This is a genomic window from Bacillus sp. 0102A (genome assembly GCF_036765155.1).
Taxonomy (GTDB): Bacteria; Bacillota; Bacilli; order Bacillales; family Bacillaceae; genus Bacillus; species Bacillus subtilis_G.
The window spans coordinates 630,270-645,140 of sequence record NZ_JBAIZW010000002.1; the positions used below are offsets into that span (position 1 = coordinate 630,270).

A 14,871-nucleotide genomic window follows, 5' to 3' on the forward strand; every position below is an offset into this window, starting at 1 on the left:
CAAGTTCCTTGAAAAGAAGGGGAAAACATGTTTTACTTTGTAAACAATTTAAAAACATTTTACGCAAATGACTTGAAAGTCAAAAAAGGTCAGAGTATACTATGAATCAAAGTTGGTCAAACGATCCGGCCTTTTTTAAAAACCAATTGGTCAAAGTTAGTCAAATAGTCAGACTGCTCTGAGCATATTGTTTTGAAAGCCGATAAGTTTGCCGTATACTAATAGTCAAAGAAGGTCAAATTCAATCGGCCTTTTTATTCACATTCATTGGTCAAAGAAGATCAAATTTTTAAGGGGGTTTTGGCAAATGCGTTGTCAACATTGTCATCAAAACGAGGCGACGATTCGCCTTAACATGCAAATTAATTCCGTTCATAAACAAATGGTATTATGTGAAACTTGCTATAACGAACTGACCCGTAAACCTTCAATGAGCATGGGTCCTCAATCTTTCGGTTTTCCGTTTGAACAAGCGTTCCAGCCGAAAGAACAAAACGCAGCAAAACAAAGCGAGAAAAAAGGGTTGCTTGATGAGCTGGCTCAAAATATCACAAACGGTGCAAAAGCCGGTCTCATTGACCCCGTAATCGGCCGTGATGAAGAAGTCGCTCGCGTGATCGAAATTCTGAACCGCCGCAACAAAAACAATCCTGTTCTCATTGGTGAGCCGGGTGTAGGGAAAACCGCCATCGCCGAAGGACTCGCTTTAAAAATTGCTGAAGCCGATGTTCCAAACAAACTGAAAAACAAAGAACTTTACTTGCTTGATGTTGCATCCCTTGTTGCAAACACAGGAATCAGAGGCCAATTTGAAGAGAGAATGAAACAGCTGATCACTGAGCTGAAAGAACGAAAAAATGTCATTCTTTTCATTGATGAAATTCATCTTCTCGTTGGCGCAGGCTCTGCAGAAGGCTCTATGGATGCAGGCAACATTCTCAAACCCGCCCTTGCCAGAGGCGAACTGCAAGTCATCGGTGCGACAACACTGAAAGAATACCGTCAAATCGAAAAAGATGCCGCGCTGGAAAGACGTTTTCAGCCTATCATGGTGCAGGAACCTTCAATAGAACAGGCCATCCTCATTCTGCAAGGGATCAAAGACAAATACGAAGCATACCATGGCGTGACATTCAGTGATGAAGCAATCAAAGCATGTGTGACTTTATCATCCCGCTACATTCAGGACAGACACCTGCCGGATAAAGCAATTGACTTATTAGATGAAGCTGGTTCAAAAGCCAACCTGTTAATTGATGAGCTGAATGATGAGGATGCGGCGGAACGCTTAACTGCGATTGAAGCCGAAAAAGTAAAAGCGCTGGAAGAGGAAAATTACGAACTGGCGGCAAAACTCCGTGATGAAGAAATCGCATTAGAGAAAAAAACAAACAGCTCTTCCTCTCATTCCGCTGTCACTGTGGAAGCTGACCATATTCAGGATATCATTGAACAAAAAACAGGCATCCCTGTCGGCAAGCTGCAGGCGGATGAACAAACAAAAATGAAAGAGCTTGAAGCAAAACTTCATGAACGTGTGATCGGACAAGAAGCCGCTGTTCAAAAAGTGGCAAAAGCGGTAAGACGAAGCCGCGCCGGATTAAAATCCAAAAACAGACCCGTTGGCTCCTTCCTCTTTGTCGGTCCTACCGGTGTAGGGAAAACAGAGCTTTCTAAAACGCTGGCGGATGAACTATTCGGCACAAAAGACGCTATTATCCGTCTTGATATGAGCGAATACATGGAGAAACACGCCGTATCTAAAATCATCGGTTCACCGCCTGGTTATGTCGGCCATGAGGAAGCTGGACAATTAACAGAAAAAGTGCGCCGCAATCCTTACAGCATCGTGTTGCTGGATGAGATTGAAAAAGCACACCCTGACGTTCAGCATATGTTCCTGCAAATCATGGAGGACGGCCGTCTGACAGACAGTCAAGGCAGAACCGTAAGCTTTAAAGACACTGTGATTATTATGACAAGCAACGCGGGTGCTGGTGAGAAACAAATGAAAGTCGGTTTCCAATCAGATGACAGTGTATTCGAAGAACAAACATTGATTGATTCACTCAGCATGTTCTTTAAACCTGAGTTCCTCAACCGTTTTGACAGCATTATTGAGTTCCGCTCACTGGAAAAAGAACATTTGGTCAAAATCGTCAGCCTGTTGCTCGGAGAACTTGAAGAAACATTGGCAGAACGCGGAATCACCTTGAGTGTGACAGACGAAGCGATAGATAAAATCGCTGAGCTGGGCTACCACCCTTCATTCGGCGCACGTCCGCTCAGAAGAACCATCCAAGAATGGGTGGAAGATGAAATGACCGATCTCCTGCTTGACAATAGCGAGATCACAAGTTTCCATGTGACTACAGAAGATCATACAATCAAAGTGCACGCGAAATAACAATGAGCGGTTTCCTGTTTAGGAAGCCGTTTTTTTGTGGATTCATACTCTTGACCGAGAAAATACCGTCCCTTCCCCCGAAGTGTTACTCCCCTTTATCATTTACACTTTTTCTTAAGGAGGGATGGAACATGTTTATATACAGTGAATATTTATTTCTATTATGTTATGAAAACCGTCTGAAGAACAGCTTGCGAGCAAGCTGCCAATTTCAATACCGCTAAACCCGCGGGCTTTTCAATTTTTGAAAGGCCCCGTATTTGTTTATTTCTCCCTTCTATGCCTCTTCCTTGAATATTTCATGAACAAATTCACAATCTCCCTAAAGTTCCGGGTACCGAAACCGATATTAACCATAGACAAGCTAGAAAAAAAGGATTTGGTGAAAACTATGGATAAAACTTCGTTAATTGGTGTTATTCTTGCTTTTGTGGCATTGAGCGTGGGGATGGTTCTGAAAGGCGTCAGTTTCAGCGCGCTTGCAAACCCCGCCGCCATTTTAATTATTATCGCCGGGACAATCTCAGCAGTGGTCATTGCGTTCCCAACAAAAGAAATTAAAAAAGTGCCCGCGCTGTTCCAAGTGTTATTTAAAGAAAACAAACAGCTGACAATAGAGGAGCTTATTCCTATGTTCTCTGAATGGGCCCAGCTTGCGCGCCGCGAAGGCCTTCTTGCTTTAGAAGCGAGCATTGAAGATGTAGATGATGCTTTCCTGAAAAACGGGCTCAGCATGGCTGTTGACGGGCAAAGCGCGGAATTTATCAGAGATATCATGACAGAGGAAGTTGAAGCAATGGAGGACAGGCATCAGGCCGGAGCCGCTATTTTCACACAGGCAGGAACGTATGCGCCGACACTTGGAGTACTCGGCGCTGTAATCGGACTGATCGCCGCCCTCTCTCATATGGATAACACAGATGAGCTTGGACACGCCATCAGTGCGGCCTTTGTTGCCACCCTTCTCGGTATCTTTACGGGATATGTATTATGGCATCCTTTCGCGAATAAATTAAAACGAAAATCAAAACAAGAAGTAAAACTGCGTGAAGTCATGATCGAAGGCGTCCTGTCCGTACTTGAAGGACAAGCACCGAAAGTCATCGAACAAAAGCTTTTAATGTACCTTCCTGCGAAGGACCGCTTGAAATTTGCAGAACAAGGAGAGGCGCAAAATGGCGAGAAAAAAGAAGAAGAAGCATGAGGACGAGCACGTTGATGAATCATGGCTGGTTCCTTACGCCGATATTCTAACTCTTCTCCTGGCATTATTTATTGTGCTGTACGCGAGCAGCTCGATTGACGCAGGTAAGTTTCAAATGCTTTCAAAATCATTTAATGAAGTCTTTACGGGTGGCACCGGCGTAATGGACTACTCCAGTGTCATCCCTCCTGAGAACGATTCAGACGGAATTGATGAAGTGAAAGATGAAAAAGAAGAGAAAGAGAAAAACAAGAAAGATCGAGAAAAAGCGGCTGATCAAGAAGAACTTGAAAGTGTGAAGAGCCAGGTAGAAAAGTTCATCAAAGATAAAAAGCTCGAACATCAGCTGGAAACAAAATTGACTAGTGAAGGTCTTCTGATTACGATTAAAGACAGTATTTTCTTTGATTCTGGGAAAGCGACCATCCGTAAGGAAGATGTTCGGCTTGCAAAAGAGATTTCCACTCTTCTTGTGATTAACCCGCCGAGGAATATCATTATCAGCGGACATACGGATAATATGCCAATAAAAAATTCTGAATTCCAATCAAACTGGCATTTAAGCGTCATGAGAGCGGTAAACTTTATGGGACTCCTGGTTGAAAACCCTAAGCTTGACGCAAAAGTGTTCAGTGCCAAGGGCTATGGTGAGTATAAACCGGTGGCTTCCAACAAAACTGCGGAAGGCCGAAGCAAAAACCGGCGCGTTGAAGTTCTCATCTTGCCGAGAGGCGCTGCGGAAACAAATGAACAATAGAAAAAAAGGAAGCCTTATGATAGATCAGGCTTCCTTTTTTTACTTATTATGAAACTGTTTTGCGTTTAATCCTACTCTTTTTAACATCTCTGTACACATCTCTACCTCTTCTTCGCTTAATACGCTGATCATTTCATCAATTTCCGCAGCGTGATCAGGAAAAATATCATTCAAAAGACCGGTGCCTTTTTCAGTGATTTGTGCAAATGTCACTCGTCTGTCTGTAGGAGACGCTTTCCGAATGAGAAGTTCTTTTTGCTCCAGCTTATCTACAACGTATGTGATGCTCCCGCTAGCCAAGAGAATTTTATCCCCTATCTGCTGCAGCGGCTGATCGCCTTTATGGTACAACAGCTCAAGCACAGCAAATTCAGTCGGATTCAGTCCATGATTATGAATATGCTTATTCATATGATCGTTAATAGACCGATACGCGCGCGACAGCACGATAAATAACTTCAGTGATTTTTCTGTCATGTCTCAATCATCCTTTTAGAAACCGTTACAGAGAAACATTAATAAACAAAGACGGAAATGTCAATAAAAATCTTTCCAATATTTCTCTTCTTTTTTATCATGTAAGCCGCCCAACATCTTTTTCTAATTTTTTTGGTTATTTTTTCTTATTAAAGAAGAAGAAACAATGATATAATACCTCTAATCAGGTGTAAGTTGGAGCGATGCAAATTGAAAATACTAAAAGGCGCCTGCGGGAGAATCAAACTTTATTTGATACTGGTCGTGATTCCGGCACTCGTCATCAGCTTTTTCGTATATGAAAAAGAAAAAGATACAATAGCTATACAACATAAGCAAGAAGCAAGTGTTATGCTGAACCTTCACCGCAACAAAATTAATTATTTAATCGGAGAAACAAAGGCGAGAATGACCTCCTTGTCCATCGCCATCGACAGACCGGTTGATATAAAAAAAATGCAGTCGATTTTGGAAAAAGCCTTTGATTCAGAGCCGAGATTTTCCGGTCTCTATCTTCTTAATACCAAAGGAGACGTCACTGCAAGTTCAACAGAATTAAAAACAAAAGTAAACCTGGCAGACAGATCTTTTTTTACAAAAGCGAAGGAAACCAAAAAGACAGTCATTTCAGATAGTTATTCGAGCAGAATTACAGGCCAGCCAATTTTTACAATTTGTGTCCCTGTTTTGGACTCAAAACGAAATGTGACAGATTATCTTGTCGCAGCGATTCAAATTGATTATTTGAAAAATATCATTAACTTGCTGAGCCCTGATGTTTATATTGAAGTAGTGAACCAAGATGGGAAAATGATATTTACGAGCGGACAAGCCTCTCATGCAAAAGATCAGAAACCAGTCAGCGGATTTCTGGATGATATCAGCTGGAATATGAAAGTATATCCGAAGCCGGTCACAATAGAAGAACTGACGAAAAGCCTTGTTCTGCCACTATCATGTACTATTGTTTTGCTGAATATCCTTTTTATTCTCGTGCTGTATTATTTGCTGAAACGCCAGACTCAGCTGGAGCGCTCAGAAAATGAGGCGCAAAAATTAGAGCTGATCGGGACGCTCGCTGCCAGCACAGCTCATGAAATCCGCAATCCGCTCACCGGCATAAGCGGCTTTATTCAGCTGCTGCAAAAGAAATATAAAGGTGAAGAAGATCAGCTGTACTTCTCCATTATTGAACAAGAGATAAAGCGCATTAACCAAATTGTGAGTGAGTTTCTCGTTCTCGGAAAACCGACAGCTGAAAAATGGGAGCTGAACTCGCTTCAGGATATTATCGGTGAAATTATGCCGATTATCTATTCTGAGGGCAACCTATACAATGTTGAAGTCGAATTACAGTATTTAACCGGGCAGCCCTTACTTGTTAAATGTACAAAAGATCATATTAAACAAGTGATTTTAAATGTAGCAAAAAATGGCCTCGAATCAATGCCTGAGGGAGGAAAACTGACGATCACCTTGGGTGCTTCGGATCAAAAGGCCATTATCAAAGTTGTGGATAACGGTGAAGGGATTTCTCAGGAAATGCTGGATCATATCTTCCTTCCCTTTGTTACTTCTAAAGAAAAAGGAACCGGTCTCGGCCTTGTCGTATGTAAACGGATCGTGCTGATGTACGGAGGCTCCATTCATATCGAAAGTGAAGTGCGAAGAGGTACAGAGGTGACGATCATCCTCCCTGTATCCGCTTCATAGCCCCCCTGACTGTGTCAGGAGGGCTTTTTATCTTCGTGACCGGGCATTGCCACTTGACTTGCTCGCCGTTCTGCCAGAAAAGAGTATTTTAATGAAGCGCAGCAGCATTTTCAGAAGCAAAAAAAACATAAAGAATACCAAAAAACCCTTTAAACCCTCAGTAGCATCTAAAAACTCCATATTCCCTCTCCCCGTCACTTTTTGCTGAATTTCAATCGCGAATACGATGACAATGATGACTGTAACGGTATAGATAAAGGACAATGCTGTCATGCTCCATTTAGAAAGCCAAGTAAACACAGCGTGAGTGACGCCGAAAAAGAAAATGCCAAAAATGCCAATCACCCAAAAGTGCATTTCTTTGTCGGTTAAATGAATGCCGAACATTCCGCATAATGAAATAAAAGCATCATGAAATTGATTGATCATTTCAGTAATGATAATCGCCAGTTCTTTCATCAGTTCCCTCTTTCATATGAATTTTTCCAGAAAAAAAGAGCGCTTCTGAAAAGCTCTCTCTTTATATATGCATCTGATAGCGCCGCTATTTATTTGCATCATATGCAGGCATGACATCTCTGCGGGGCCACAAGCCTAATTTCTTTACAAGGCCTTGAATCCCTTGAGAATGTTCGTTTTCTAGCATAAGCTGCTGATATTCATTCATTAAACAGTCCAGCTCCTGACTGTGCCTGATCGTGTCATGGCCCGTAAATCCCTGTTTTCTAGCGGCATCTATCATTAACTTTCTTTTTTCATCAATAGACACCAACAATCTTTCTTGTTCAGAAGAACCGCCCATTCACTTCACCCCTCGCCGCTAAGAAATAGGAAACAAGTTTGATTGGGTTATTGTGCATTATTACAGATTATACTTTATTTGTAAACATATTTTCATTAAATAAGTTAAATTTTCAGGTATAATAGATTTATTGATAGGATTAGAAGAACAATACCCAGAGGAAGAATATCTTAAACACGCCGCTAGGCAGGAGGTATGCCACATGAAGAAAAAGAAAGCATTGATGCTCGGAGCGGCAGGCGGAAAAGCGATTTTAAAAAGGAAAAACCGAAAAAAATGTATCCAGCATATTGCTGTTTTTTTTCAAATGCTTCGTGATTGGAGAAACGGCGACTACCCCCATTCACAGGTTAAAACGCTTTTACTACTAACTGCTGCCATCTTGTATATCGTCATGCCGCTCGATATCATTCCAGACGTTATCTTCGGTCTTGGGATCATAGACGATGCAGCTGTTTTAGGTTTGATTTGGACACTGATTAAAAAAGAAATGTCACGATATGAAAAATGGCGTTTGCAATGAAAAAGCCCCGTTCGATTTGAAAGGGGCTTTCAGATTGTTGACAACATCCTAAAACGGTTTGAGTTTTAGGATGTTGTCCTCTTTTCCTGCTTATTGATTCACGCTGTCCTTTTCATAAATCGGAACCCAGCCTTCGGTTGTCACAAAGATTCTCACCGCGACAACTTTTCGGTCCTCCTGAAGCGTGAAGTAATGGCGGATATTTTCAGGCACTGAGATTAAATCTCCGGGGTTTAAACGGACATCAAAAAACGTGCCGTCTTTGCCTTGAATGACAAAAATCCCATGGCCGCTTACGATAAAACGAACCTCATCGTCTGTGTGGTGATGCTCTCTTTTAAAGTTCTCAAGCAGTTCATCAAGTTTCGGATTGCTGTCTGACAATGAAATAACATCCTGTGCTTTGTAGCCGCGGCGGTTTGAAATATCTTTAATTTCAGTTTCAAAGGCATCAAGGATTTGCTGTTTTTCTTCTTCTGTCAGATCATATTTCTCTGAAAGCTGTTCTGGGAGCTTACTGATATCCCATTGCTCATAGATGACCTCTTGACTGTCCAGAAAGCTTGCTACTTCCTCTTGATTTTCAATCGTTGTATTTGCCTCATCATGAATACGAATTGTTGCCATTTCAGTTCCTCCTTTTATTTAACCAGCTGATGCTGAATTGTGTTCAATTTCAAATGGTAGCTGAACAAAAATTCATATGCTTCAAGCACTCTTTTTGCTTCAAAAGCTGTTCGGCCCCAAGCTGTAATACCGTGATTTCGGATTAGAACAGCTCCTGAATCTTCTGAAACCTCTTCCGCAAACAGTGCCGCGAGCGTCGGAATATGAGCTGGATTTTCAATGATCGGAATGGTCACTTCTGCATTCTCTTCCCACAGTCCGAGCGCTTTTATGATTTCCTGGCCTCTGAATGTGATTTTCTTTTGGTCTCCGTATAGCTCTGAGATGACATTATTGTTTATCGTATGGACGTGCAGGCAGCATCCGGCATTTGTTTTATTGTACAAATGTGTATGCAAAAGCGTTTCCGCTGACGGTTTCAGAGAATGCCCGCTTTCGGCAGGCTCTCCGTTTTGATCCACCAGCAGAAAATCTTCATCCGTCTCTTTGCGTTTATCTTTTCCGCTTGCGGTTACGAGAAAGGTTAAAGGCTCATCAGAAACCTTAATAGACAGATTGCCGCTAGTCGCCGGAAACCAGTCTCTTTCGGCCAATTCCCGTTTTACTTCAGCGAGCTCTCGCCAGCGTTCTTGTTTTGCAGCCATTCCTGTACCTCCGTTACGTTCTCAATATCTTTTCTAATCTCATAAAAATCTTGATACGGGAGATGATTCAGATTCCGCTCCCGGCATTCGTTTAATAAATAATCCCTTGCAAAACAAAGGTTAGACAGCTTTGCCGCCTCCACATCTGTAACCGAATCACCGATCATGATGAGATATTGGTCCGGTTCAGAAAGTTCATGTATCACAGACGGTTTGCAGCACCCGCATTGATTGCTGCATGATCCCTTGCAAGAATGAGGCCAGTCAATATGAATATAGTCGCTGTCAAATGAAGCATGGTTGCAATAAATACGTTCTTTCTCCACAATGCCTTCAAGCAAAGGATACACAAAAAAGTCCATTCCTCCGCTTACGACATAAAACGGAAGCTCGTGTTCATTGATAAACGTTACAAATTCCCGAAAGCCTTCCCTGATTTTTGCATCTTCCAATACAAATCTTGTAATCTCTTCTTTTAAACTGCTAGGCAGAAGGCCGAACATCCGCCCGACACCTTCCTTGATCGACAGCGTTTTGGAAAGTACTCCGTCTTTTAATGCCGTCCACTCCGGGGGAGCGAATGTTTTCATGATGCTTATAATGTTGTCGTTCCTCGTGATGGTTCCGTCAAAATCACAAATGATTAAAGGTTTTCGAGTCGTCATACGGCTTCAACCTTTCCCCATTTATCAAGCGCAAGCTTTAGGTCCTTGCATTGTTCGGCTTTTTCATCAATCGGCTGGGCTTCTAAGACCGCATCAATAATGGCTCTGAACGCTTTGCCCCCGCCTTGGGCACCGTTCGGATGTCCGTGTACGCCTCCACCGGCGTTAATAATATGATCTATACCGAAATCCCGCATTAAAAGCGGAACCATACCGGGATGAATGCCTGCTGACGGAACGGCAAATGTTTGGTTAAAGGCATCCTCTCTTACACATTCTTCATGAATCGCCAGCGCATGTTTTTTCGGAAGCGCAACCGAGCCGTACGGCGACGGAAAGAGACTGAAGTCAGCACCGCAATACCGGTTTAATTTTCCGAGCAAAAGAGCGTGAGAAAAGCCATAAAACGGAGAAGACGTGAACGCCCCGCTGACCGCTGGATGCGCCATAATCGGGATGGCAATTTCGGGATCTTCCGCAAGGCTTTGCATGACGTCCAAGCCGTAAGCGAAAACATTAAACAAAAGCGCATCCGCTCCCAATTCGGCGGCGCGTCTCGCTTTATCTTTCAGATCAGCCGTACGTCCAGTCAAATTGACCGCGTACAGCGTTTTATGCCCGGTTTGTTCATACGTTTCTTTCAATATTTGCTTTCCCTCTGTAATTCTTGTTTCAAAAGGCGCCGGACCTGTCTCAAAGAAAATTTCATCGTCCTTGATCAAATCAACTCCGCCAAGCGCCTGCTGTCTGAGCTGTTCTTTAATATCACGCAGGTCCCTTCCGATAACCCCTTTAAATATACTCATTAACAGCGGTCTCTCAAATTCTCCCAGCAGCTTCCGGATGCCGTATACGCCAAACTTCGGTCCCGGCAGCGTGCGCTTAAATGCTTCAGAGAAGTGAAGATCCAGTAATTTAATTTTTCCATCCAGCGACAGCTTGCCAAACACTGTTGTCAGCAAAGCCGGAATATCCTGAGAGAAATTGATGTCAGGATAGGCAATTGTGATCACCGCTTGTTTTCCTGATGCAGGAGTTCCCTCTCTTTCCTCGACCTGTATCACCCGCCCCTTGTGCTTTTGCATTTGCTCCTGTTTCACCAAGGGCAAATCCGTCCAAGAGCCAACTGTCAATCCTGTTGCGATTTGTTCTGCTTTTTTCTCTGTATCGGCTCCCGGTTCGGTCAGGAGATATGTTGCCAATAACTCACTCATGCCAGAGCTCCTTTCATTTTCATCCATATAAAAAAACCTCTTCAAACAGCAATCGCGTCTAAAGAGGTTTCGTTTCTCGTCCGAATCTTATCTCTCAGCCGCCAGCTGCAAGAATTAGCACCGTGCTTTACAAGTCGGTTGCCGGGCTTCATCGGGCTCGTCCCTCTGCCTGCTCTTGATAAGAAAATATAGATTTTATAAATTATTTCGAATTATCCCATCGTTATCAGGTCTTGTCAATGCTTTTTTGGGTAAACAGGTTCAGTTTCCCAATTCGATAAGCGGCTTCCTTCAGTCTTTCTTCACTTGTCAGCAGCCCGACTCGGACGTAGCCCTCGCCATATTCACCGAAGCCGTTTCCGGCTGCAACCGCCACATTCGCTTTTTCCAGCAAAAGGTTTGAGAACTGCTCGGAAGTATAGCCTTCAGGCACAGGCAGCCATGCAAAAAATGAACCTGCCGGAGCAGTCACATCCCAGCCGATTTTCCGGCATGACGCGATCCAAACGTTTCGCCTGCTTTCATATCGGGCATTTTGCTCCGCCACACACGTCTGATCAGCTAACAGTGCCGCCGCTGCAGCCTCCTGAGTCGCTCTGAAAAGACTGACAAACATGTGGTCTTGATACAGATTGATCGCTTCAATGACCGAAGCGTTTCCAACGGCAAAGCCGACCCGCCACCCTGCCATATTGTACGTTTTTGACAGCGTGTAAATTTCAATGCCAATATCCTTGGCACCTTCAGTCTGCAAAAAACTTAAAGGCTTTCCGCCGTCAAATCCTACAGCGCCGTAAGCAAAATCGTGAACGACACAGACCCCGTTTTCTTTCGCAAAACTCACGGTTTCTTCAAAGAAGTCAGGGGTAGCAACAGCTCCGGTCGGATTATTCGGATAATTCAAATACATTAATTTCGCCTGTTCCCTCACTTCAGCGGTGATGCTGCTGTAATCAGGAAGAAACGCTCTGCCCTCTACGAGCGGCATCATTTCCATCTTCGCTTTCGCGAGTGCCACACCTGACCAGTAATCAGGATAGCCCGGATCCGGAACTAAAATCGTATCTCCGGGATTCAGCAAGCATTGCGGGAGCTCAACCAGACCGGCTTTCCCGCCGAATAATACAGCGACTTCAGTTTCCGGGTCAAGATCAATGCCGTATTCTCTTTTATAAAATGCTGCCGCTGCTGATTTCAGACTGTATGAGCCGCGAAAAGACGAGTATTTATGATTTTCAGGATCAGCAACAGCCCGTTTCATTTCCTCGACGATATGTTCCGGAGTCGGCTGATCCGGATTTCCCTGTCCGAGATTGATGACGTCGTGTCCTTCTGCGAGCTTTCGGTTCACTTGCTGCACCAAAGAAGCGAAGAATTGTTGAGGCAGCTCCTTCAATACATCAGATTGTTCAAATTTCATCTATTCTCACCTTCTAAAAAAATCTTGAAATGATAGTCCATCATCATATATGGTTAAATAAAAAAAGTAAAGAAAAATGTGGAGTGATAAAAAGATGAAATGGACGATATCTTGTCTTCAATTTGATATTTCATACGGAAAACCTTCAGAAAATATAAAAAAGGCTGAATTCTTCATCGAAAAAGAAAGCAAACATGCTGATGTTCTTGTTCTTCCTGAACTATGGACAACCGGATATGACCTGGCCAACCTTGATGAGCTCGCTGATGAAGACGGACGTTCTGCTCAGAGCTGGCTGAAGAATACGGCAAAAAAACATGGCGTTCATATTATCGCCGGATCGGTTGCTGTCAGAAAGGATTCTGATGTTTATAATACAATGTACATCGCGGATAAGGAAGGACAAATCATTAAAGAGTACAGGAAAGCCCATCTTTTTCAGCTGATGGACGAGCATGTGTATTTATCAGCCGGCTCCGAAGACGGATACTTTGAGCTTGATGGCGTCAAAAGCTCAGGATTGATCTGTTACGATATCCGTTTTCCGGAGTGGATCAGAAAACATACGACAAAAGGTGCCAACGTGTTGTTTATTTCTGCGGAATGGCCTCTTCCCCGCCTTGATCATTGGAAAAGCCTGCTTATTGCGCGGGCCATTGAAAATCAATGCTTTATCGCTGCCTGCAATTGCACCGGTTCAAATCCAAATAATGAATTTGCCGGGCATAGCCTGATTATTGATCCGTGGGGGCGCGTCCTAGCTGAAGGCGGCCGGGAAGAAGGCGTTGTCCGAGCGGAAATCGACCTACAGGAAAGCGTTAAGGTGCGGGAAAACATTCCTGTTTTCGATGATATCAGAAAAGATTTATATTAAAAAATAGATTGACAACTTACTAAAACACCTGTTACTATGTTCATCAACTGATAAATTAGAATTGTTCAACAAATCAATATATTCTCTTATCGAGAGTTGGGCGAGGGATTTGGCCTTTTGACCCCAACAGCAACCGACCGTAATTCCATTGTGAAATGGGGCGCATCTTTTTCGCGCCGAGACGCTCGTCTCATAAGGCACGGTGCTAATTCCTTCAGATCTGATCTGAGAGATAAGAGAGGCGGACATATATGTTAAGCCTCCTTCTCTCTGAGAAGGAGGCTTTTTTACGGCCATTCAGCTGAAAACATATCAAGAGATTACATAATTGGAGGTTATGACAATGGCAGTCACAAAAACACCTTTATACGAAACGTTAAATGAAAGCTCCGCTGTGGCACTTGCGGTGAAGCTTGGCTTATTTCCAAGCAAAAGCACGCTGACATGCCAGGAGATCGGAGACGGCAACTTAAATTACGTTTTTCATATTTATGATCAAAAACATGACAGAGCTTTGGTGATTAAACAGGCGGTTCCTTATGCAAAAGTTGTCGGAGAAAGCTGGCCGCTGACAATCGATCGAGCCAGAATCGAAAGCAGCGCTCTCATCCGCCAAGGAGAGCATGTCCCTCATCTGGTTCCAAGAGTGTTTTATTCCGATACAGAAATGGCAGTTACTGTCATGGAGGATCTTTCTCACTTAAAAATCGCAAGAAAAGGACTCATTGAGGGCGAAAACTATCCGCGCCTTTCACAGCACATCGGTGAATTTTTAGGAAAGACCCTTTTCTATTCTTCAGATTACGCGCTTGAACCTAAGGTGAAAAAACAGCTTGTTAAGCAGTTTACAAACCCGGAGCTGTGCGACATTACGGAAAGACTTGTTTTTACAGATCCTTTTTTTGACCATGACACAAATGATTTTGAAGAAGAGCTTCGTCCTTTTGTCGAAAAGCTCTGGAATAATGACAACGTCAAAATCGAAGCCGCTAAACTGAAAAAGTGTTTTTTAACATCAGCAGAAACGCTGATTCACGGTGATTTGCACACAGGAAGCATTTTCGCCAGCGAACTTGAAACAAAGGTGATTGATCCTGAATTTGCTTTTTACGGACCGATCGGATTTGATATAGGCCAATTTATCTCCAACTTATTTTTGAACGCACTCGGCCGTGACGGTGATGACAGAAAGCCATTATATCACCATGTCGAGCAGGTCTGGGAAGCATTTCAAGAGACATTCACTGAAGCCTGGGAGAGGGACAGTCTGGATGTTTACGCCAACATCGACGGTTACCTTACTGACACCCTCAGTCATATTTTTGAAGAGGCGATCGGATTCGCAGGCTGCGAGCTGATACGCCGCGCGATTGGCCTTGCCCATGTTGCTGATCTGGAAACGATCGTGCCGTTTGATAAACGAATCGGCAGAAAACGTCTGGCGCTCGAAACCGGCACAGCCTTTATCGAAAAGCGTTCGGAATTCAAAACGATCACAGATGTTATTGAATTATTTAAGTTACTTGTAAAGGAATGATCTATTT

Annotated in this window: 15 protein-coding genes and 2 riboswitches; of the genes, 7 read left to right on the forward strand and 8 right to left on the reverse strand. The window is 43.4% G+C overall.

The window, feature by feature from the left end; translation table 11 throughout:
• Nucleotides 1-307: 307 nt before the first annotated feature.
• The 3 genes from clpE to motB all read left to right on the forward strand — a co-directional run bounded on the left by clpE (nt 308) and on the right by motB (nt 4,368).
• Nucleotides 308-2,407, forward strand: a complete 2,100-nt coding sequence (gene clpE / locus V6D41_RS07365; protein ID WP_333517743.1) for an ATP-dependent protease ATP-binding subunit ClpE — start codon at nt 308-310, stop codon at nt 2,405-2,407.
• A gap of 391 nt (nt 2,408-2,798) precedes the next feature.
• Nucleotides 2,799-3,611: a flagellar motor stator protein MotA gene (motA, locus tag V6D41_RS07370; protein WP_087990988.1), complete on the forward strand. Its 813-nt coding sequence runs from the start codon at nt 2,799-2,801 to the stop codon at nt 3,609-3,611.
• Complete coding sequence (gene motB / locus V6D41_RS07375; RefSeq protein ID WP_087990987.1) at nt 3,583-4,368, forward strand: flagellar motor protein MotB; 786 nt, start codon at nt 3,583-3,585, stop codon at nt 4,366-4,368. Before motA ends, motB begins: the two co-directional genes overlap by 29 nt.
• 39 nt (nt 4,369-4,407) lie before the next feature.
• On the opposite strand, the gene mhqR is transcribed toward motB, so the two are convergent.
• Nucleotides 4,408-4,845: a MarR family transcriptional regulator MhqR gene (gene mhqR, locus V6D41_RS07380; RefSeq protein WP_087990986.1), complete on the reverse strand. Its 438-nt coding sequence runs from the start codon at nt 4,843-4,845 to the stop codon at nt 4,408-4,410.
• A gap of 195 nt (nt 4,846-5,040) precedes the next feature.
• Here mhqR and kinD point away from each other — a divergent pair, with 195 nt between their 5' ends.
• Nucleotides 5,041-6,558, forward strand: coding sequence for a sporulation kinase KinD (kinD, locus tag V6D41_RS07385; protein WP_333517744.1), 1,518 nt, complete (start codon nt 5,041-5,043; stop codon nt 6,556-6,558).
• Nucleotides 6,559-6,585: 27 nt separating this feature from the next.
• On the opposite strand, the gene V6D41_RS07390 is transcribed toward kinD, so the two are convergent.
• Together V6D41_RS07390 and spo0E are read right to left on the reverse strand one after the other, a co-directional pair.
• Entirely contained in the window at nt 6,586-7,017 is a 432-nt protein-coding gene (locus V6D41_RS07390; RefSeq protein ID WP_333517745.1) for a hypothetical protein, read from the reverse strand.
• An 85-nt stretch (nt 7,018-7,102) separates the two neighbouring features.
• Nucleotides 7,103-7,360, reverse strand: coding sequence for an aspartyl-phosphate phosphatase Spo0E (spo0E, locus tag V6D41_RS07395; RefSeq protein WP_087990982.1), 258 nt, complete (start codon nt 7,358-7,360; stop codon nt 7,103-7,105).
• Nucleotides 7,361-7,562: 202 nt separating this feature from the next.
• Here spo0E and V6D41_RS07400 point away from each other — a divergent pair, with 202 nt between their 5' ends.
• On the forward strand, nt 7,563-7,883 hold the full coding sequence (locus V6D41_RS07400) for a YkvA family protein (protein WP_148963766.1): 321 nt from the start codon (nt 7,563-7,565) through the stop codon (nt 7,881-7,883).
• Nucleotides 7,884-7,973: 90 nt separating this feature from the next.
• On the opposite strand, the gene mtnD is transcribed toward V6D41_RS07400, so the two are convergent.
• The 5 genes from mtnD to mtnE all read right to left on the reverse strand — a co-directional run bounded on the left by mtnD (nt 7,974) and on the right by mtnE (nt 12,453).
• Nucleotides 7,974-8,510 (reverse strand): acireductone dioxygenase, encoded by a 537-nt coding sequence (gene mtnD, locus V6D41_RS07405; protein WP_333517746.1) that lies wholly within the window; start codon nt 8,508-8,510, stop codon nt 7,974-7,976.
• 14 nt (nt 8,511-8,524) lie between these two features.
• Nucleotides 8,525-9,154 (reverse strand): methylthioribulose 1-phosphate dehydratase, encoded by a 630-nt coding sequence (locus V6D41_RS07410; protein WP_087990980.1) that lies wholly within the window; start codon nt 9,152-9,154, stop codon nt 8,525-8,527.
• Nucleotides 9,112-9,819 (reverse strand): 2-hydroxy-3-keto-5-methylthiopentenyl-1-phosphate phosphatase, encoded by a 708-nt coding sequence (gene mtnX, locus V6D41_RS07415; protein ID WP_333517747.1) that lies wholly within the window; start codon nt 9,817-9,819, stop codon nt 9,112-9,114. Before mtnX ends, V6D41_RS07410 begins: the two co-directional genes overlap by 43 nt.
• Nucleotides 9,816-11,033: a 2,3-diketo-5-methylthiopentyl-1-phosphate enolase gene (gene mtnW / locus V6D41_RS07420; protein WP_333517748.1), complete on the reverse strand. Its 1,218-nt coding sequence runs from the start codon at nt 11,031-11,033 to the stop codon at nt 9,816-9,818. The genes mtnX and mtnW overlap by 4 nt, the downstream gene beginning before the upstream one ends.
• An 84-nt stretch (nt 11,034-11,117) precedes the next feature.
• Nucleotides 11,118-11,218, reverse strand: a riboswitch (SAM riboswitch).
• 41 nt (nt 11,219-11,259) lie between these two features.
• A complete protein-coding gene (gene mtnE, locus V6D41_RS07425) occupies nt 11,260-12,453 on the reverse strand; it encodes a methionine-glutamine aminotransferase (protein ID WP_333517749.1) in 1,194 nt (397 codons plus the stop codon).
• A gap of 94 nt (nt 12,454-12,547) precedes the next feature.
• Here mtnE and V6D41_RS07430 point away from each other — a divergent pair, with 94 nt between their 5' ends.
• The gene (locus tag V6D41_RS07430; RefSeq protein WP_087990976.1) at nt 12,548-13,327 is read left to right on the forward strand and encodes a carbon-nitrogen family hydrolase; all 780 of its coding nucleotides are present in this window, start codon (nt 12,548-12,550) and stop codon (nt 13,325-13,327) included.
• Between the two features lie 83 nt (nt 13,328-13,410).
• A riboswitch (SAM riboswitch) is annotated at nt 13,411-13,566 on the forward strand.
• Between the two features lie 104 nt (nt 13,567-13,670).
• The gene (gene mtnK / locus V6D41_RS07435; protein ID WP_333517750.1) at nt 13,671-14,864 is read left to right on the forward strand and encodes an S-methyl-5-thioribose kinase; all 1,194 of its coding nucleotides are present in this window, start codon (nt 13,671-13,673) and stop codon (nt 14,862-14,864) included.
• Nucleotides 14,865-14,871 lie beyond the last annotated feature (7 nt).